This is a genomic window from Aquibaculum sediminis (assembly GCF_040712085.1).
GTDB classification, from domain to species: domain Bacteria; phylum Pseudomonadota; class Alphaproteobacteria; order Kiloniellales; family DSM-21159; genus Aquibaculum; species Aquibaculum sediminis.
Genome location: NZ_JBFCVK010000010.1, coordinates 31,486 through 50,091, shown reverse-complemented (window position 1 = coordinate 50,091; position 18,606 = coordinate 31,486). Strand labels below are relative to the sequence as shown.

13 protein-coding genes and 3 tRNA genes are annotated in these 18,606 nt (G+C 66.5%); 1 reads left to right on the top strand and 15 read right to left on the bottom strand.

All coding sequences use genetic code 11. From position 1 onward, the window contains the following. Positions 1-148: 148 nt before the first annotated feature. From rpoC to ABZ720_RS15090, 12 genes are all read right to left on the bottom strand, one after another. A complete protein-coding gene (gene rpoC, locus ABZ720_RS15145; protein WP_366556367.1) occupies positions 149-4,345 on the bottom strand; it encodes a DNA-directed RNA polymerase subunit beta' in 4,197 nt (1,398 codons plus the stop codon). A gap of 67 nt (positions 4,346-4,412) precedes the next feature. Then, positions 4,413-8,585 (bottom strand): DNA-directed RNA polymerase subunit beta, encoded by a 4,173-nt coding sequence (gene rpoB, locus ABZ720_RS15140; protein ID WP_366556366.1) that lies wholly within the window; start codon positions 8,583-8,585, stop codon positions 4,413-4,415. Positions 8,586-8,822: 237 nt separating this feature from the next. Next, positions 8,823-9,203, bottom strand: a complete 381-nt coding sequence (gene rplL / locus ABZ720_RS15135) for a 50S ribosomal protein L7/L12 (RefSeq protein ID WP_366556365.1) — start codon at positions 9,201-9,203, stop codon at positions 8,823-8,825. 54 nt (positions 9,204-9,257) lie between these two features. Continuing rightward, positions 9,258-9,776: a 50S ribosomal protein L10 gene (gene rplJ, locus ABZ720_RS15130; RefSeq protein WP_275824304.1), complete on the bottom strand. Its 519-nt coding sequence runs from the start codon at positions 9,774-9,776 to the stop codon at positions 9,258-9,260. A gap of 325 nt (positions 9,777-10,101) precedes the next feature. Continuing rightward, the gene (rplA, locus tag ABZ720_RS15125) at positions 10,102-10,806 is read right to left on the bottom strand and encodes a 50S ribosomal protein L1 (RefSeq protein WP_366556364.1); all 705 of its coding nucleotides are present in this window, start codon (positions 10,804-10,806) and stop codon (positions 10,102-10,104) included. 4 nt (positions 10,807-10,810) lie between these two features. Then, positions 10,811-11,239: a 50S ribosomal protein L11 gene (rplK, locus tag ABZ720_RS15120; protein ID WP_366556363.1), complete on the bottom strand. Its 429-nt coding sequence runs from the start codon at positions 11,237-11,239 to the stop codon at positions 10,811-10,813. Positions 11,240-11,329: 90 nt separating this feature from the next. Continuing rightward, positions 11,330-11,860, bottom strand: coding sequence for a transcription termination/antitermination protein NusG (nusG, locus tag ABZ720_RS15115; RefSeq protein WP_366556362.1), 531 nt, complete (start codon positions 11,858-11,860; stop codon positions 11,330-11,332). A 5-nt stretch (positions 11,861-11,865) separates the two neighbouring features. After that, positions 11,866-12,063, bottom strand: a complete 198-nt coding sequence (secE, locus tag ABZ720_RS15110; protein WP_366556361.1) for a preprotein translocase subunit SecE — start codon at positions 12,061-12,063, stop codon at positions 11,866-11,868. A gap of 76 nt (positions 12,064-12,139) precedes the next feature. Then, positions 12,140-12,215 (bottom strand) — tRNA-Trp (locus tag ABZ720_RS15105). A gap of 40 nt (positions 12,216-12,255) precedes the next feature. Then, positions 12,256-13,446, bottom strand: coding sequence for an elongation factor Tu (gene tuf, locus ABZ720_RS15100; RefSeq protein WP_366556360.1), 1,191 nt, complete (start codon positions 13,444-13,446; stop codon positions 12,256-12,258). A gap of 87 nt (positions 13,447-13,533) precedes the next feature. Further along, positions 13,534-13,607: transfer RNA gene (locus ABZ720_RS15095), tRNA-Gly, on the bottom strand. Between the two features lie 55 nt (positions 13,608-13,662). Further along, a tRNA-Tyr gene (locus ABZ720_RS15090) sits at positions 13,663-13,747 on the bottom strand. 161 nt (positions 13,748-13,908) lie between these two features. Between ABZ720_RS15090 and rlmB the strand changes: the two genes are divergently transcribed. Beyond that, positions 13,909-14,823 carry a 23S rRNA (guanosine(2251)-2'-O)-methyltransferase RlmB gene (gene rlmB / locus ABZ720_RS15085; protein ID WP_366556359.1) on the top strand — a complete coding sequence of 305 codons (915 nt, stop codon included), beginning with the start codon at positions 13,909-13,911 and terminating at the stop codon, positions 14,821-14,823. A 22-nt stretch (positions 14,824-14,845) separates the two neighbouring features. Here rlmB and mutL read toward each other — a convergent pair whose 3' ends face one another. From mutL to sugE, 3 genes are all read right to left on the bottom strand, one after another. Then, positions 14,846-16,705 carry a DNA mismatch repair endonuclease MutL gene (gene mutL, locus ABZ720_RS15080; RefSeq protein WP_366556358.1) on the bottom strand — a complete coding sequence of 620 codons (1,860 nt, stop codon included), beginning with the start codon at positions 16,703-16,705 and terminating at the stop codon, positions 14,846-14,848. 48 nt (positions 16,706-16,753) lie between these two features. Further along, positions 16,754-18,058 carry a phosphoglucose isomerase-related protein gene (locus ABZ720_RS15075; protein WP_366556357.1) on the bottom strand — a complete coding sequence of 435 codons (1,305 nt, stop codon included), beginning with the start codon at positions 18,056-18,058 and terminating at the stop codon, positions 16,754-16,756. Between the two features lie 125 nt (positions 18,059-18,183). Continuing rightward, positions 18,184-18,495, bottom strand: coding sequence for a quaternary ammonium compound efflux SMR transporter SugE (sugE, locus tag ABZ720_RS15070; RefSeq protein WP_366556356.1), 312 nt, complete (start codon positions 18,493-18,495; stop codon positions 18,184-18,186). Between the last annotated feature and the right edge of the window lie 111 nt (positions 18,496-18,606).

Genomic DNA, 18,606 nt, shown 5'->3' with positions numbered 1-18,606 from the left:
GAACAAAGCCTTTGCCTGCGATTTTCGGGGCTTATCGCTGCTTCTCCATGTCGTTCCTGTCCCCAGGACCGCAGGATTCTTTCGCAGTTGCAAAAACCACGGGCGGCCACCCGACGGCGGCCGCCCGCAAGGAAGATCGAACCTCGCCTCAGGCGACCGAGGGAGTCGCGTTCCCGTCGCCGCCTTCGTTCCGGGCAGCCGCATCTTCTGCTGCCTGTGCCAGGCGTGCCTGGTCCTCGCGCTGCGCCAGGATCACCCGGTCGCGCTCGGCCGCAAGTTTCTTCACGCGGTTCATCACGGACCCCGTGCCCGCCGGGATCAGACGCCCGACGATCACGTTTTCCTTCAGCCCGATCAGGTTGTCTGCCTTGCCGTTCACGGCAGCGTCGGTCAGCACCCGTGTGGTCTCCTGGAAGGAGGCCGCAGAGATGAAGGAGCGGGTGTGCAGGCTCGCCTTGGTGATGCCCTGCAGCACCGGCTTGGCCTGAGCCGGCCGGCCGTTCTCGGCCATCACCTTGGCATTGATCTCCTCGAACTCCTCCCGGTCGGCCTGCTCGCCGATCAGAAAGGTGCTGTCGCCCGGCTCGGTGATCTCGACCTTCTGCAACATCTGGCGAACGATCACCTCGATGTGCTTGTCGTTGATGCCGACGCCCTGCAGTCGATAGACGTTCTGCACCTCGGTGACGAGATACTCGGCCAGAGCCTCGACACCCAGAACGTCCAGGATGTCATGCGGCACCGGATTGCCGTCCATCAGCAGGTCGCCGCGTCGGACATAATCCCCCTCGTGCACCGAGATGTGCTTGCCCTTGGGGATCATGTACTCGACCGGGTCGCCCTCGTCCGGGCGAACGACGATGCGGCGCTTGGTCTTGTAGTCCTTGCCGAATTCGACCCGGCCCTCGGTGTCGCTGATCACAGCGAAATCCTTGGGCTTGCGCGCCTCGAAGAGCTCCGCCACCCGCGGCAGACCGCCGGTGATGTCGCGGGTCTTGGTGGACTCACGCGGGATACGGGCCAGCACGTCGCCGGCGCGGACCTTCGCCCCGTTCTCCACCGAAAGGATGGCATCCACGGACATGTAGTAGCGGGCCTCGAGTCCGTTGGCCAAGGTGACCACCTCGCCGTCCTCGTCCCGCAAGGTGATGCGCGGCCGCAGGTCGCTGCCGCGGGGCTGCTGCTTCCAGTCCACCACCACCCGGTTGGAAATGCCCGTGGTTTCGTCCAGCACCTCGCGCATGGACAGACCGTCCACCAGGTCGACGTAGTGGGCGACACCCTCCTTCTCGGTCAGGATCGGGATGGTGTAGGGGTCCCACTCGGCCAGCTTCTGGCCCCGGGTCACCTTGCCGCCCTCGTCCACGAGCAAGCGCGCACCATAGGGCACCCGATGTCGTGCACGTTCCCGGCCCTGCTCATCCTGCAGAACGATCTCCAGGTTGCGGCCCATCACCACCGGAACGCCCTCGGAGTCGTTGACGACGTTCTTGTTCTTGACGCTGACGACTGCTTCCTGTGCCGCCTCCACGCTCGACTGCTCGGCACCGCGCTGGGCGGCACCACCGATGTGGAAGGTACGCATGGTGAGCTGGGTGCCCGGCTCGCCGATCGACTGCGCCGCGATGACGCCCACGGCCTCACCCATGTTTACCGGCGTACCGCGTGCCAGGTCGCGGCCGTAGCACTTGCCACAGACGCCGCCGCGCGACTCGCAGGTCAGGGTCGAACGAATGCGCACCACGTCGATGCCGGCCCGGTCGATCCGTTCGACCGCGTCCTCTTCCAGGATCTCGTTGCGCGGAGCGAGCACCTCGCCGGTGAGCGGGTCGACCACCTCGTCGGCGGCCACACGGCCCAGCACGCGCTCACCCAGCGCCGCGACGATCTCGCCGCCGTCGACAACGGCCCGCATGGTCAGGCCACGCTCGGTGCCGCAGTCTTCCTCGACGATGATGGCGTCCTGCGCCACGTCGACGAGACGACGGGTGAGGTAGCCGGAGTTCGCCGTCTTCAAGGCAGTGTCGGCCAGACCCTTACGGGCACCATGGGTGGAGTTGAAGTACTCCAGCACGGTCAGGCCTTCCTTGAAGTTGGAGATGATCGGCGTCTCGATGATCTCACCCGAGGGCTTGGCCATCAGGCCGCGCATGCCGGCCAGCTGCTTGATCTGCGCTGCCGAGCCACGGGCACCGGAGTGGGCCATCATGTAGACCGAGTTGATGTCCCGGCCCTTGGCCACCTGCATGACCTTCATCATCTCGTCGGCCACGCGGTCGGTGCACTGGGACCAGACGTCCACGACCTTGTTGTACTTCTCGCCGCGGGTGATCAGGCCTTCCTGATACTGCGATTCGAACTCCTTGACCTGCTCCTGCGCCTCTTCCACCAGAGCGGTCTTCGCGTCAGGGATGATCATGTCATCCTTGCCGAAGGAGATACCGGCCTTGCAGGAGTAGGCGAAGCCCAGGGTCATGATCCGGTCGCAGAAGATCACCGTCTCCTTCTGACCGCAGTGGCGATAGACCACGTCGATGACCTCGGAGACGTCCTTCTTGGTCAGCAGGCGGTTGAGCAGCTTGAAGGAGAGATTGGGGTGCTTCGGCAGGACCTGCAGCAGCATCATGCGGCCGGCCGTGGTCTCGACCCGCTGGATGACGGTGTTGCCGTCCGGATCAGAGACCTCGAGGCGCGCGTGAATCTTGCTGTGCAGCGTGATCTGGCCTCCGGCCAGGGCATGCTCGATCTCGCCCATGTTGGCGAAGGCCATGCCCTCACCAGGGTCGCCCTCACCTTCCATGGAGAGGTAGTAGATGCCGAGCACGATGTCCTGGCTGGGCACGATGATCGGCTTGCCGTTCGCCGGGCTGAGGATGTTGTTGGTGGACATCATCAGCACGCGGGCTTCGAGCTGCGCTTCCAGGGACAGCGGCACGTGCACCGCCATCTGGTCGCCGTCGAAGTCGGCGTTGAAGGCGGTGCAGACCAGCGGGTGCAGCTGGATCGCCTTGCCCTCGATCAGCACCGGCTCGAAGGCCTGGATGCCCAGGCGGTGCAGCGTCGGCGCGCGGTTCAGCAGCACCGGATGCTCGCGGATCACCTCTTCCAGGATGTCCCAGACCTCGGGACGCTCCTTCTCGACCATGCGCTTGGCCGCCTTGATCGTCGAGGCCATGCCGTAGAGTTCGAGCTTGGAATAGATGAAGGGCTTGAAGAGCTCGAGCGCCATCTTCTTGGGCAGGCCGCACTGGTGCAGCTTGAGCTCCGGCCCCACCACGATCACCGAGCGACCGGAGTAGTCGACGCGCTTGCCGAGCAGGTTCTGCCGGAAACGGCCCTGTTTGCCCTTCAGCATGTCGGAAAGCGACTTCAGCGGACGCTTGTTGGCGCCGGTGATGACCCGGCCGCGCCGTCCATTGTCGAAGAGCGCGTCCACCGACTCCTGCAGCATGCGCTTTTCGTTGCGCACGATGATGTCCGGCGCACGCAGCTCGATCAGGCGCTTCAGGCGGTTGTTCCGGTTGATGACCCGGCGATAGAGGTCGTTCAGGTCACTGGTGGCGAAGCGGCCGCCATCGAGCGGCACGAGCGGGCGCAGCTCCGGCGGGATCACCGGCACCACCTCGAGAATCATCCACTCCGGGCGCGAGCCCGATTCGATGAAGGCCTCGACCAGCTTCAGGCGCTTGACCAGCTTCTTGCGCTTGGCCTCGGAGTTGGTCTCGCGCAATTCCTCGCGCATGATCCGACGCTCTTCCTGCAGGTCGAGCGCGGTGAGCATGTCCTTGAGGGCCTCGGCGCCGATCTTGGCGGTGAAGGCGTCGTCGCCATACTCGTCCTGCTTGTCGAGGAATTCCTCCTCGCTCAGCAGCTGACGCTGCTTAAGGTCGGTCAGGCCCGGCTCGACCACGACGTAGTTCTCGAAGTAGAGAACCCGCTCAAGGTCCTTCAGGGTCATGTCGACCAGCAGGCCGATGCGGCTCGGCAGCGACTTCAGGAACCAGATGTGCGCGACCGGGCTCGCCAGCTCGATGTGGCCCATGCGCTCACGCCGGACCTTGGACAGGGTCACCTCGACGCCGCACTTCTCGCAGATGATGCCCTTGTACTTCATGCGCTTGTACTTGCCGCACAAGCACTCGTAGTCCTTGATCGGGCCGAAGATCCGCGCGCAGAACAGGCCGTCGCGCTCCGGCTTGAAGGTGCGGTAGTTGATGGTCTCGGGCTTCTTGATCTCACCGAACGACCAGGAGCGCATCTGCTCCGGGCTGGCGATATCGATCTGGATCTGGTCGAAACTCTGGGGGCCCGTGGGCTGCCCAAAGAGGTTCGTCAACTCATTCATGGCTGTCTCCAGCTAGCGTGGTCGAGGCGAAGCGGGGCGAAAGGGACGGCCCCGAAGGGCCGCCACCTCAGTAGTCGCTCTGCTTCAGCTCGACGTTGAGCCCAAGGGACTTCAGTTCCTTCACGAGCACATTGAAGGATTCCGGCACCCCGGCCTCGAAGTTGTCCTCACCCTTGACGATGGCTTCATAGACCTTGGTCCGGCCGGCCACGTCATCGGACTTGACCGTCAGCATCTCCTGCAGGGTGTAGGCCGCACCGTAGGCCTCCAGAGCCCAGACCTCCATCTCGCCGAAGCGCTGGCCGCCGAACTGCGCCTTGCCGCCCAGCGGCTGCTGGGTGACCAGGCTGTAGGGGCCGATGGAACGGGCGTGGATCTTGTCGTCGACCAGATGGTGCAGCTTCAGCATGTAGATGTAGCCCACGGTCACCGGTCGCTCGAAGGCTTCGCCGGTGCGCCCGTCGACCAGCTGCGCCTGGCCCGACTCGCCGAGTCCGGCCCTCTTCAGCATCTCGACGATGTCCGGCTCGCGCGCCCCGTCGAACACCGGCGTGGCGATGGGAACGCCGCCGCGCAGGTTGTGCGCCAGTTCGAGCACCGCCTCGTCATCCAGGGAGGCAACGGTCTTGTCATACTCCTCGGCACCGTAGGCCTCCTTCAAGCTCTCGCGCAAGGCCGGCAGCTCCGCGCCGGCATAGCGGATCTCGTCGAGCACCTGGGAGATCTGCCGCCCCAGGCCGGCACAGGCCCAGCCCAGGTGGGTCTCGAGAATCTGACCCACGTTCATGCGGCTCGGCACACCAAGAGGATTGAGCACGATGTCGACGGGGGTGCCGTCTTCCAGGTGCGGCATGTCCTCCATGGGCACGATCTTGGAGATCACACCCTTGTTGCCGTGACGGCCGGCCATCTTGTCGCCGGGCTGCAGTTTGCGCTTCACGGCGATGAAGACCTTGACCATCTTCATCACGCCCGGGGGCAGTTCGTCGCCGCGCTGGAGCTTCTCGACCTTGTTGTCGAAGCGCTTCTCCAACTCCTTCACCGAGTCGTCGAACTGCTTGACCACGGCCTCGATGTCGGACTGGCGTTCATCCTCCTTGACGGCGAAGGCACGCCACTGACCTGGGGTGTAGTCGGAGAGCAGGGTTTCGGTGATCTCGGTGCCGGAACGCACGCCCTTGGGCCCGGACTGGGCCACCTGGCCCACCAGCAGCTCCTTGAGGCGGCCGAAGAAACTGCGCTCCAGGATCGCCTTCTCGTCGTCGCGGTCCTTGGCCAGCCGCTCGATCTCGGCCTTCTCGATCGCCAGCGCACGCTCGTCCTTGTCGACGCCCCGGCGGGAAAAGACGCGGACTTCGACCACCGTGCCCGTCACGCCGGGCGGCACCCGGAGCGAGGTGTCACGGACGTCGGAGGCCTTCTCGCCGAAGATCGCCCGCAGCAGCTTTTCTTCCGGCGTCATGGGCGACTCGCCCTTGGGCGTGACCTTGCCCACGAGAATGTCGCCGGCATTCACCTCCGCACCGATGTAGGTGATGCCCGCCTCGTCGAGGTTGCGCAGTGCATCCTCGCCGACGTTGGGAATGTCGCGGGTGATCTCCTCCTGGCCCAGCTTGGTATCGCGACCCATGACCTCGAACTCCTCGATGTGGATCGAGGTGAAGACGTCATCGCGCACGATGCGCTCGCTGATCAGGATGGAGTCTTCGAAGTTATAGCCGTTCCAGGGCATGAAGGCGCAGAGCACGTTGCGGCCCAGGGCCAGCTCGCCAAGGTTGGTGGAGGGGCCGTCGGCGATGATGTCGCCCTTGGCCACCACGTCACCGACCTTCACCAGCGGCTTCTGGGTGATGCAGGTGTTCTGGTTCGACCGCTGGAACTTCAGCAGGTTGTAGATGTCCACGGTCGATTCACCGTGGGCAGCTTCGTCGCTGACCCGGATCACCACGCGGGTGGAGTCGACCTGGTCGACCACGCCGCCACGGCGCGCACCGATGGCCACGCCCGAGTCGCTCGCCACCGTCGCTTCCATGCCGGTGCCCACCAGGGGGGCCTCGGACTGAATCAACGGCACCGCCTGACGCTGCATGTTCGAGCCCATGAGCGCACGGTTGGCGTCGTCGTTCTCCAGGAAGGGAATCAGCGCCGCCGCCACCGAGACCAGCTGCTTCGGCGAGACGTCGATGTAGTCGATCTCCTCCGGGCGGGCCATGAGGTAGTCGGCACCGCGACGCACGGAGACCAGGTCCTCGGCAAAGCGGTTTTCGTCATCCAGCACGGAGTTGGCCTGCGCCACGGTGAAGCGCACCTCGTCCATGGCCGAGAGGTAGACCACCTCGTCGGTCACCTGGGCGTCGACCACCTTGCGGTACGGGCTTTCGATGAAGCCGTACTGGTTGATGCGGGCATAGGTGGCCAGCGAATTGATCAGGCCGATGTTCGGGCCTTCCGGCGTCTCAATCGGACAGATGCGACCATAGTGCGTCGGGTGCACGTCGCGCACCTCGAAGCCGGCACGCTCGCGGGTCAGACCGCCCGGGCCCAGAGCCGAAAGGCGCCGCTTATGCGTCACCTCGGAGAGCGGGTTGGTCTGGTCCATGAACTGCGAGAGCTGCGAAGAGCCGAAGAACTCGCGCACCGCCGCTGCCGCCGGCTTGGCGTTGATCAGGTCGTGCGGCATGACGCTGTCGATCTCGACCGAGCTCATGCGCTCCTTGATCGCGCGCTCCATGCGCAGCAGACCGACACGGTACTGGTTCTCCAGCAACTCGCCCACCGAGCGCACCCGGCGATTGCCCAGGTGGTCGATGTCGTCGATCTCGCCACGGCCGTCCTTCAGGCCGTGCAGGACCTTCAGGATGGCAAGGATGTCCTCCTTGCGCAGGACACGGAGCTGGTCGTCGGTCTGGAAGCCCAGGCGCGCGTTCATCTTCACGCGGCCCACGGGCGAGAGGTCGTAGCGCTCGGAGTCGAAGAACAGGCTTTTGAACATGTTCTCCGCCTGCTCGAGGGTCGGTGGCTCACCCGGACGCATGACGCGATAGATGTCGATCAGCGCGTCCTCACGCGAGCGATTGCGGTCGCCGGCGAGGGTGTTGCGCATGTAGGCGCCGGTATTGACATGGTCGATCGCCAGGGTGGCGATCTCATCGATGCCCACAGCATCGAGCTTGTCGAGCAGCTCCTCGGTCAGCTCGTCGCCGGCCTCCACCAACACGAGGCCGTTTTCCTCGTCGATGGAATCGAGCGCGGCGTAGCGGCCGATCAGGGCCTCACGCGGCACCAGCACGTCCTTCAGGCCGCCTTCGGTCAGCTTGCGTGCCAGGCGCGGTGTCATCTTCTGCCCGGCCTCGGCCACAGTCTCGCCGCTGTCGGCGTCGACCAGGTCGGCTTCCAGCTTGGTGCCCTTAAGCTTTTCGGCATCGAAGGGGGTGCGCCAGCCCTGGGGCGAGCGGTGATAGACCGTGTGGTCGTAGAAGGTGGACAGCACCTCTTCGGCCGACATGCCGGTCACGGCTTCCGGCGGCAGGGTTTCGCCCGCAGCCTCGGCCTTGGCCCGTGCCTCGGCGACCTCAACACCTTCCAGCGCCAACAGCAGCGTCGTGGCCGGCAGCTTGCGGCGCCGATCGATGCGCACCTGGATCAGGTCCTTGGCGTCGAATTCGAAGTCGAGCCAGGAGCCGCGATAGGGGATCACCCGCGCGGCAAAGAGATACTTGCCCGAGGAGTGGGTCTTGCCGCGGTCATGGTCAAAGAAGACGCCCGGGCTGCGGTGCATCTGAGAGACGATGACCCGCTCGGTGCCGTTGACGATGAAGGTGCCGTTGGGCGTCATGAGCGGCATGTCGCCCATGTAGACGTCCTGCTCCTTGATGTCGCGGATGGAGCGCGCGCCCGTGTCCTCGTCCAGGTCCCAGACCACCAGACGCAGCGTCACCTTCAAGGGTGCCGCATAGGTCATGCCGCGCTGCTGGCATTCCTCGACATCGTATTTCGGCTCTTCCAGCTCATAGCGAACGAACTCGAGGTCCGCGCGGCCGGAAAAGTCCCTGATCGGAAAAACCGACTTCAGCACCTCCTGCAGCCCGGTGTCCGTGCGCTCGGCCGGCGGTACGCCGACCTGGAGAAACTGGTCGTAGGAGGCCTTCTGGACCTCGATCAGGTTCGGCATCCGGCTCACCTCGGGAATACGCCCGAAGCTCTTGCGGACACGCTTACGTCCGGTGAACGACATCGTCATTGCAGACCCTCGTTCCGATCTCGCTGCCGACCGCCGCCGCACGGCCGACATTTGGGGAGAGCGGCGCCGGATCGGCGGCGCCGAGGGACCTGTGGATTTACCGCCCCGGTCCTCTTGTTCGGGCGGGCCCGCTCACGCGGGCAAAAGGGGTGCGGACGCGAAAAGCCGGCACGGCGCGCGGGGGCTTGCCCCGCGCGCCGGCCGGACCTTACGTCCGAAACAGCAGCTGTTGGGTCGTCACTTGACCTCGACAGTCGCACCGGCCTCCTCGAGCTGCTTCTTCAACTTGTCGGCGTCGTCCTTGGACACGCCTTCCTTGACCGGCTTGGGCGCACCCTCGACCAGGTCCTTGGCTTCCTTCAGGCCCAGGCCAGTGATGGCGCGGACTTCCTTGATGACGTTGATCTTCTTGTCACCGGCAGCAGCCAGGATGACATCGAACTCCGTCTGCTCTTCGGCCGCCTCGGCCTCGCCGCCGCCTGCGCCCGGCATCGCTGCCATGGCGACCGGAGCCGCTGCGGACACGCCCCAGGTCTCCTCAAGCTTCGTGGCGAGTTCCGCCGCTTCCAGAACTGTGAGCTGCGAGAGCTCTTCGACCAACTTATCCAAATCAGCCATGATCTACTTCCTTTTTGGCTCGAACTTCCGAAATCACTCGTGTCGCCAGCCGTCTCAAGCGGCCTCGTCCTTGGCGCCGTATGCGGCAAACACCCGGGCAAGTTGCCCGGCCGGGGCCTGGACCACGCCCGCCACCTTGGTGGCAGGGGCATTGACCAGCCCGATAAGCTTGCCGCGCAGCTCGTCGAGGGACGGCAGCGATGCCAGCGCCTTGACACCATCGGTGTCCAGGACCTGGCCCGCCAGCGCTCCGCCGACGATGGTCAGCTTCTCGTTCTTCTTGGCGAACTCGACGCAGACCTTTGCCGCTGCCACCGGGTCGTCCGACACCGCAATCGCGGTGGGACCGGTGAACAACGGCGACAGCGCCTCAAACGGCGTGCCCTCGAGAGCAAGCTTCACGAGGCGGTTTTTGGTAACGCGGTAACTGGCACCCGCCGCCCGCACTTTCCGGCGCAGATCCATCGACTCCGCCACCGTCAACCCGGACTGCCGGGTGACGACCAGCGCCGTCGCCGAACCAAACCGTTCGTGCATTGCAGCGACCAGCTCTTGTTTTTCCGCTCGATTCACGTCCTTGCTCCCTTCCGGCGGACCGTCCGCCCTGGGCGGGCGGCCGCATCCGGTTGCACGAGGACGGATCCGGGGACGCCCCGGTATCCGCCCGGTTCGCCTGTCCCGGAAGCTCAAGCCTCGTCCCCGCCGCGGCCGCAAGCGCGACATCGGCGGGAAGACAAAAACTCTCTGCTTCCTGTCTATGCAGGCCCCCCTTTGACTTAAGTGGCGGGCTTAGGAACGGCGGTTGCCGCTCACCTGCAGTCTCGGACAGGTGGGAAGACGGCAAGCCGCCTTCCCGCTTGCCCCGCCGGCCGGCCGAAGCCGCCCGCCGGGAACGCTCTTACGCAGCGGACGCCGAAAGGCTGCCCACCTCGATCTTCACACCCGGTCCCATGGTCGAGGACAGGGACACGCGCTTGATGTAGGTGCCCTTGGCGCCGGCCGGCTTGGCCTTGGCGATGGCATCCACGAAAGCGCGCACATTCTCTGCCAGCTTGTCGGCCTCGAAGCTGGCCTTGCCGATGCCGGCATGCACGATGCCGGCGCGCTCGGCGCGGAACTGCACCTGACCGGCCTTGGCTTCGCCCACGGCCGAAGCAACGTCGTTGGTGACGGTGCCCAGCTTGGGGTTCGGCATCAGGCCGCGCGGGCCGAGCACACGGCCCAGCTTGCCCACGATCGGCATCATGTCCGGGGTGGCGATGCAGCGGTCGAAGTCGATCTGACCGCCGGTGATCTGCTCGGCCAGGTCCTCGGCACCGACCACGTCGGCACCGGCCGCCTGGGCCTCCTCAGCCTTGGCGCCGCGGGCGAAAACCGCCACGCGCAGCGACTTGCCCGTGCCGTGCGGCAGGTTGACGGCGCCGCGCACCACCTGGTCGGCGTGGCGCGGGTCGATGCCCAGGTTCATGGAGACCTCGATGGTCTCGTCGAACTTGGCAGTGGCACGCTGCTTCAGCAGGCCCAGCGCTTCGTCCAGATCGTAGGCCTTGTTGCGGTTGATGCCTTCGAGATTGCTGCGCAGGCGCTTTGTGTTCTTTGCCATGGCTCTACTCCACAACCTCGAGACCCATGGAACGCGCGGAGCCGGCGATGATCTTGCTCGCGGCTTCGATGTCGTTCGCGTTGAGGTCTTCCATCTTCCCTTCCGCAATCTCGCGGATCTGCGCCATGGTCACCTTGCCCACGGTGCCCTTGGACGGGGTCGCGGAACCCTTGCTCACCTGCGCGGCCTTCTTCAGGTAGTAGGCCGCCGGCGGCGTCTTGGTGACGAAGCTGAAGGAGCGGTCGCCATAGGCCGTGATGACCACCGGCACCGGCATGCCCGGCTCCATGTTCTGCGTGGCGGCATTGAAGGCCTTGCAGAACTCCATGATGTTCAGGCCACGCTGGCCCAGCGCCGGACCGACGGGCGGCGAGGGGTTCGCCTTGCCCGCTGGGATCTCCAGCTTGATGTAACCGACAATTTTCTTTGCCATTCCAATTCCCTCAGATGAAAGGGGCGCGGTTGCGGCCTTGGCGAGCCTCCCGCGCGATCAACCCGGCCAAAAGCCTGGACCCGAGTGGCCTCAGAGCTTCTCGACCTGGGTGTACTCCAGTTCAACCGGCGTCGAGCGCCCGAAGATCGACACCGCCACCTTGAGGCGGGCGCGCTCCTCGTCCACATCCTCGACCACGCCGTTGAACGACATGAAGGGGCCGTCTGCCACGCGCACCTGCTCACCGATCTCGAAGGTGATCGAGGGCTTGGGCCGCTCCACCCCTTCCTGCACCTGGCGCAGCAGGTTCTGCGCTTCGCGCTCGGAGATGGGCACCGGCTTCCCGCGGCCGCCGAGGAAGCCGGTCACCTTTGGCGTGTTCTTGACCAGGTGCCAGCTCTCGTCGGTCAAGTCCATCTTCACCAGGACATAGCCCGGGAAGAACTTGCGCTCGCTCGAAACCTTCTGGCCCCGGCGCACCTCAACCACTTCCTCGGTCGGCACCAGCACCTCGGGGATGAGGTCGGCCATGCCCTGGGCCTCGGCCTGCTCGCGGATGGACTCGGCCACCTTGCGCTCAAAACCGGAATAGACGTGCAGAACGTACCAGCGTTGCGCCATGGCCTTCAGCCCCCGAGCCCGATGATCAGGCGCACCACCCAAGACAGGATCTGGTCCACGAAGAAAAAGAAGATCGCAGCAAGGAACACCATGATGAACACCATGATGGTGGTCACCGTGGTTTCCTTACGCGTCGGCCAGGTGACCTTGGAGACCTCCTGGCGTACCTCGCGGATATACTGTCCCGGGTTGCTCTTCGCCATGTTGAACTTCATCTCGACGCGGCCTGCCGCGCCCCTTCTTTTGCGTGTTCGCCGGACGTTGCCGGCGATGGCCGTCTGGCAGGAGTGGAGGGACTCGAACCCCCAGCCCCCGGTTTTGGAGACCGGTGCTCTACCAGTTGAGCTACACTCCTAGATCGGCCTCGACGCGATGCACTGGCTTCCGGGAACCTCTTACTCGGTTATGGAGGCGACGACGCCGGCACCGACGGTGCGGCCACCTTCGCGGATGGCGAAGCGCAGCCCCTCGTCCATGGCGATCGGCGCGATCAGCTCCACGTCCATCGTCACGTTATCGCCGGGCATCACCATCTCAGTGCCTTCCGGCAGACTGATCACGCCCGTCACGTCCGTCGTCCGGAAGTAGAACTGCGGACGGTAGTTCGTGAAAAACGGCGTGTGGCGACCGCCCTCGTCCTTGGTCAGGATGTAGGCTTCAGCCTTGAACTTCGTGTGCGGCGTGATCGAGCCCGGCTTCGCCAGAACCTGACCGCGCTCCACGTCATCGCGGCCGACACCACGCAGCAGCGCGCCGATGTTGTCGCCCGCCTCACCCTGGTCCAGCAGCTTGCGGAACATCTCGACACCGGTCACCGTCGACTTCTTCGTGTCGTGCAGGCCGACGATCTCGATTTCCTCGCCCACCTTGACCACACCGCGCTCGACGCGACCCGTGACCACCGTGCCGCGGCCCGAGATCGAGAAGACGTCCTCGATCGGCATCAGGAAGGGACGGTCCTTCGGACGCTCCGGCGTCGGGATGTAGGCATCCACATGGCGCATCAGCTCGAGAATGGCTTCCTGGCCCAGCTTCTTGTCGCTGTCCTCCAGCGCCGCCAGCGCCGAGCCCTTCACGATCGGAATGTCGTCGCCCGGGAAGTCGTAGGACGACAGCAGCTCGCGAACCTCGAGCTCCACCAGCTCCAGCAGCTCCTCGTCGTCGACCATGTCGCACTTGTTGAGGAACACCACCAGCGCCGGAACGCCGACCTGGCGCGCCAGCAGAATGTGCTCGCGCGTCTGCGGCATCGGGCCGTCGGCAGCCGACACCACCAGGATCGCGCCGTCCATCTGCGCCGCACCCGTGATCATGTTCTTCACGTAGTCCGCGTGACCCGGGCAGTCCACGTGGGCGTAGTGACGGTTCTCCGTCTCGTACTCGACGTGCGCCGTCGAAATCGTGATACCGCGCGCCTTCTCTTCAGGCGCCTTGTCGATCGCGTCGTACGCCGTAAAGGTCGCACCACCCGTCTCTGCAAGAACCTTCGTAATCGCCGCCGTCAGCGACGTCTTACCATGGTCAACGTGACCAATCGTCCCAATGTTGCAGTGCGGCTTCGTCCGCTCGAACTTCGCCTTCGCCATGGTGTCCGACCTTCCTTACGACTCTCGTCTTTCTGGGGCGCCGCCTGCGGCCATTTCTCCGATGCGGCCCGTTCTGCCTTTGTCTGCTGGAGCGGGTGACGGGAATCGAACCCGCACAACCAGCTTGGAAGGCTGGGGCTCTACCATTGAGCTACACCCGCACGCAGACCCTAATCTAAACCTGGAACCTCATGCTCGTCCGTCGCCAGCAGGCAGTGGTGGAGGGGGTTGGATTTGAACCAACGTAGGCATAGCCAACGGATTTACAGTCCGTCCCCTTTAACCACTCGGGCACCCCTCCTCCTGGTCCGCTGCCCGCGCGACAGGTGGGCGATCTAGGGGTATTTACCCCAACCTGTCAACCGCAAACGTCACAAAAATCGCCATCGCTCTTAGCGTCGGGCTGACGCAGCGAACGTGGACACCTCTGGACTTATTCACAGGAAGAGTGTAGGCGGCCGCATGCCCAGACGCAAGCCCAGCCGAACAGATGCCGTGCAGCGCGGATCGACCCGCCGCGAGTCGCCTTCACCCCGCGAGGAGAGAGGGGCTCAGCGCGACGCCCAGCCGCAAGCCACCGGCGCGCCGCCGCGCCGCAACCGGCCCAGCCGGCCCTCGCCCGCCGGCGCGCGCGGCCTGCTGCTCTACGGCGCCCATGCGGTGCGTGCTGCGCTGGGCAATCCCCAGCGGCGCTGCCACCGCCTGCTGCTGACCGAGGAGGCCGAGCGGCGCGAGGGCCGCAGCCTCGAGCCCCTGCTGCGCGCACACCCCGGCGGTGTGCCAGTGGAGAGAATGACGCGCGAGGCGCTTGAAGACCTCCTGCCCGGCGCGGTGCATCAGGGCATGGCACTGGACGCAGCGCCCCTCGACCCGCCGCTGCTGCAGGACTTCCTGGCGGAGCTGCCGCCGGGGCCGGCGCTGCTGCTGCTGCTGGACCAGGTCACCGACCCGCACAACGTCGGCGCCATCCTCCGCTCGGCCGCGGTCTTCGGCGCCGCCGCGGTGGTGGCCCCGGAACGCCACGCCGCAACGGAAAGCGGCACCCTGGCCAAGGCAGCCAGCGGGGCGCTGGAGGAGGTGCCCTACCTGCGCGAAGTGAATCTGGCCCGCAGCCTCGACCAACTGAAAGCAGCCGGCTTCTGGGTGCTGGGCTTCGCCGGCGAGGCGCCGCAATCACTTGGCAGCTACGACCCGCCGGAGCGCATTGCGCTCTGCCTCGGCGCCGAGGGCGCGGGCCTGCGCCGCCTCACCCGCGAACGCTGCGATCTGCTGCTGTCCCTGCCGGCGGAGGGCAGCTTCCGGGACCTCAACGTCTCCAACGCCGCGGCCGTGGCCCTCTTCGCCTTGAGTCACAAGCGACTCGAAGGCGCCCAGTAACCACCTTTCAACGGCCCACCGGTCAACGGCGGCCGAACAGCCGCTCGATGTCCGCCAGTTTCAGTTCCACATAGGTCGGCCGGCCGTGGTTGCACTGGCCGCTGTGGGGTGTGACCTCCATCTGGCGCAGCAGCGCGTTCATCTCCTCGCCGGCGAGCCTGCGCCCGGCGCGCACCGAGCCGTGACAGGCCAGGGTGCTGCAGACCTCCTCCAGGCGCTCTTTCAAGGCCAGGGTCTGGTCCATCTCCAGCAGCTCGTCGGCCAGGTCACGCACCAGCGCCGCCACGTCGGTCTTGCCCAGCAGGGCGGGGATCTCGCGCACCAGCACCGCATCGGCCCCGAAGCCTTCGATCACCAGGCCCAGTTCCTCCAGCTCGCCAGCACGCGCCAGCAGGCGCTGGGCCGCCGGCTCCTCCAGCTCCACCACCTCGGGGATCAACAGGAGCTGCCGGGCCACACCGTCACGGCCCATCTGCTGCTTCATGCGCTCATAGACCAGGCGCTCGTGGGCGGCGTGCTGATCGACGATGACGATACCCTCGGCGGTCTGTGCCACGATGTAGGTGCCGTGCAGCTGCGCGCGCGCCGCCCCCAGGGGATGGGCCTCGCTCGGGGCTGACCCGCCACCATCCGCCTCGTCGTCTGCCCGGTCGGGCACTGCCGCATCGGGCCAGGGCTCGCTGCGCGCGGCCGGGCGATCGTCCAGTCCCGGCAGCGGCGCGTAGGCGGCCGCCGCCTGGGCCAAGCCGGCCGGACTCCCTTCGCTTCTCGGGTACCTAGTGCCACCGCCCGGCGCCCCGCCCCGCGTCCCGGCCGGCGGCGGAGCCTGTCCCGGACGAAAGGCACCCAGTGCCTGGCCGGCCACGGTGGTGGAGGCGCGGTGACCGGCCTGGGCCAGGGCATGGCGACAGGCCGAGACGATCAGGCCGCGCACCAGCCCGGCATCGCGAAAGCGTACCTCGGCCTTGGCCGGATGCACGTTCACGTCCACCACCTCGGCAGGGCACTCGAGAAAGAGCGCCACCAGCGGATGGCGGTCGCGGGCGAGGAAATCCTGATAGGCGCCGCGAATCGCCCCCAGCAGCAGCCGGTCCTTCACCGGCCGGCCGTTGACGAAGAGATACTGATGCTGCGCGGTGCCACGGTTGAGGGTGGGCAGGCCGATCAGGCCACTGAGCCGCAGGTCCTCGCGCTCGGCGTCCAGCGGCAGGCAGTTCTCCTGGAAGTCCCGCCCCAGGAGCTGCCCCAAACGCTGGGCCCGGGCGTCGAACAGCGCGCCGCCGCCCGGCTCCAGCTGCAACAGTCGGCGCTTCTCGTCGGACAGCAGGAAGGCCACCTGGGGATGGGCCATGGCGAGGCGCGCGATGGCGTCGCGGACGTAGCCCTGCTCCGTGCGGGCCTGCTTGAGGAACTTGAGCCGTGCCGGGGTCGCGAAGAAGAGGTCGCGCACCTCCACCCGGGTGCCCTCCGCCAGGGCGGCGGGCTTGAGCTGGCCCTTTCGCCCGCCCTCGACAGTGAGTTGCCAGGCCTCATCGCTGCCCCGGGCACGGCTGCTGAGGGTCAGGCGGGCCACGGCGCCGATCGACGGCAGCGCCTCGCCGCGGAAGCCGAGGCTGCGGATGTGCACCAGGTCGTTGTCCGGCAGCTTGGAGGTGGCGTGGCGCTCCAGCGCCAGATCGATCTCCGCCGGGCCCATGCCCTGGCCGTCGTCGGTGACACTGAGATAGGCGCGCCCGCCGTCGCGCAGCTGCACCTCGATGCGCCGCGCCCCGGCATCCAGCGCATTCTCCACCAGTTCCTTCACCGCCGCCGCCGGTCGCTCGATCACCTCGCCGGCGGCGATGCGGTTCACCAGGGTCTCGGGCAGGCGGCGCAGGGGCATACGGGCTTGGGACTCCGTCAGAAGCGATTGAGATGAGGCAGCGGGGTCTCAGTCCCGCTGCATCACTGCGAGATAATCGCGGGCGAGGACCTTGCCCTCCTCCACCGCCGGCTGGTCGTAGGCATCGACGCCCAGCAGCTCCGCCGCCAGGATCGTCTCCAGCATGAAGTGCATGAACAGCCCGCCCAGCACCTCCTCGTCCAGGCGCTCCAGCACCAGGGTGCGGGTCGGCTTGCCGTTGCGGATCAGGGTCTCGGCCGTCGCCCGGGCCATGGCATCCAGCAGGTCGCCCATGCGCCGCCCCGCCAGATACTCCAGCCGAGGATCGTCGACAACCTGCGGCGCCACCCGGGGGCCCTCGCCCTCCGTTTCAAGCCGAATCAGCGTGAAGAGCTTGTCCGCCGGCCCCTGAAGATAGAGCTGCAGTTGGCTGTGCTGGTCCACCGGGCCCAGCGCGCGGATCGGCGTGGTGCCCTTGCCGTGCTTGCCCAGGCTTTCGGCCCAGAGCTGGCGATACCAGAGCCCGAAGTCGGCGAGGCGGTCAACATAGGGCATCAGCACCGATTGGCTGTAGCCGCGCTCCGCCGCCAGCACCGCCAGCGCCGCGCCCGCGGCCGGCGAGGCGAGATCGCAGCCTTCCGACCCCAGTGCCCGGTCGAGCACCGCCGCCGCCCCCTCCCGGAACGCGGCGGCATCAAGGCCCGCCAGCAGTGCCGGCAAAAGCCCCACCACCGAAAGGACGGAAAAGCGCCCGCCCACGCCCAGGTCATGGTCCAGGCGCGGCAGGCGCCAGCGCTCCGCCAGGGCGGCCAAGGGGCTGTCCTTGGGCTCGGTGATCACCGCCACGCGGCTGGCGAGCCGGCTCTCGTCCAGTGCCTCGATCATCGCCTCGACGATCACGGCGAACTGGCACAGGGTTTCCGCCGTGCCGCCGGACTTGGAGACCGCCACGACGCCGGTGCGCTCCAGATCGAGCCGATCCAGCAGCCGCTCGAAGCCGAAGGGGTCCACATTGTCCAGGAAGTGCAGCCGTGGGTGCGCCGGGCCCAGCGGCGCATCGGCCAGGGCGTAGAGCGTCTGCCCCCCCAGGGAGGAGCCGCCGGTGCCAAGGATCAGCACGTCGTCGCAGGTTTCGCTCAAGGCGAAGGCCAGATCGCGTGCCGGCTCCAGGTCGGCGCGCCGGTCCGGCAGCAGCAGGAACTCGGGATCCCCCTCGCCGGCCGAGCGCTGGGCCGCGAGGCGATCGAGCGCCGGGCGCAGGCTCTGCGCCTTTTCAAGCACCTGGGACTCCTCCAGGGCGCCCTGGCCCAGGCGCGCGCTCAGACAGCCGGAAAGGTCGAAAGCAAGGCTCATGTCCGTGATTCTCCCTGGCGCGAAGGTTGGCCCCCCGAATTTGAGACTCCCGGATGAAAGCCGGCGCTGCCCACGTGACCGCCGGTGACGGACCGGTCCATTACCCCAGTGCCGCCGGAGCGCGATCAGGCCGCCTTCAGCCCGAGTATGCCTGTGAGAATAAGCGCGATACAGCCGAGCCGCCAGAGGGTTGCCGGTTCCCCGAAAATGACGATGCCCACCACCACGGTGCCAAGCGTGCCGATCCCGGTCCAGACGGCATAGGCGGTGCCCAGGGGCAGGCTGCGCATCGCCCAGCTCAGCAGCAGGAAACTCAGCCCCATCAGGAAGACCGTCACGACGCTGGGCCCCAGGCGGGTGAAGCCCTGGGTGTACTTGAGCCCGACAGCCCAGCCCACTTCGAGCAAACCGGCAATGAACAGAATGATCCAGGCCACGCGTTCTCCGCTCCCGTGTTTGCGGGCGCAGTGCAGCGCCCCACCAAAAAATGCCTCACAGCCTTCGGAACCCGCGGCCCCCGTGCACCCGTCCCAGAGGATGCGTATACA

Excerpts from the sequence above, each read along its gene's own strand:
- rpoC (WP_366556367.1), bottom strand. The coding sequence starts at position 4,345 with ATGAATGAGTTGACGAACCTCTTTGGGCAGCCCACGGGCCCCCAGAGT.
- rpoB (WP_366556366.1), bottom strand. The coding sequence starts at position 8,585 with ATGACGATGTCGTTCACCGGACGTAAGCGTGTCCGCAAGAGCTTCGGG.
- rplL (WP_366556365.1), bottom strand. The coding sequence starts at position 9,203 with ATGGCTGATTTGGATAAGTTGGTCGAAGAGCTCTCGCAGCTCACAGTT.
- rplA (WP_366556364.1), bottom strand. The coding sequence starts at position 10,806 with ATGGCAAAGAACACAAAGCGCCTGCGCAGCAATCTCGAAGGCATCAAC.
- rplK (WP_366556363.1), bottom strand. The coding sequence starts at position 11,239 with ATGGCAAAGAAAATTGTCGGTTACATCAAGCTGGAGATCCCAGCGGGC.
- nusG (WP_366556362.1), bottom strand. The coding sequence starts at position 11,860 with ATGGCGCAACGCTGGTACGTTCTGCACGTCTATTCCGGTTTTGAGCGC.
- secE (WP_366556361.1), bottom strand. The coding sequence starts at position 12,063 with ATGGCGAAGAGCAACCCGGGACAGTATATCCGCGAGGTACGCCAGGAG.
- tuf (WP_366556360.1), bottom strand. The coding sequence starts at position 13,446 with ATGGCGAAGGCGAAGTTCGAGCGGACGAAGCCGCACTGCAACATTGGG.
- rlmB (WP_366556359.1), top strand. The coding sequence starts at position 13,909 with ATGCCCAGACGCAAGCCCAGCCGAACAGATGCCGTGCAGCGCGGATCG.
- mutL (WP_366556358.1), bottom strand. The coding sequence starts at position 16,705 with ATGCCCCTGCGCCGCCTGCCCGAGACCCTGGTGAACCGCATCGCCGCC.
- ABZ720_RS15075 (WP_366556357.1), bottom strand. The coding sequence starts at position 18,058 with ATGAGCCTTGCTTTCGACCTTTCCGGCTGTCTGAGCGCGCGCCTGGGC.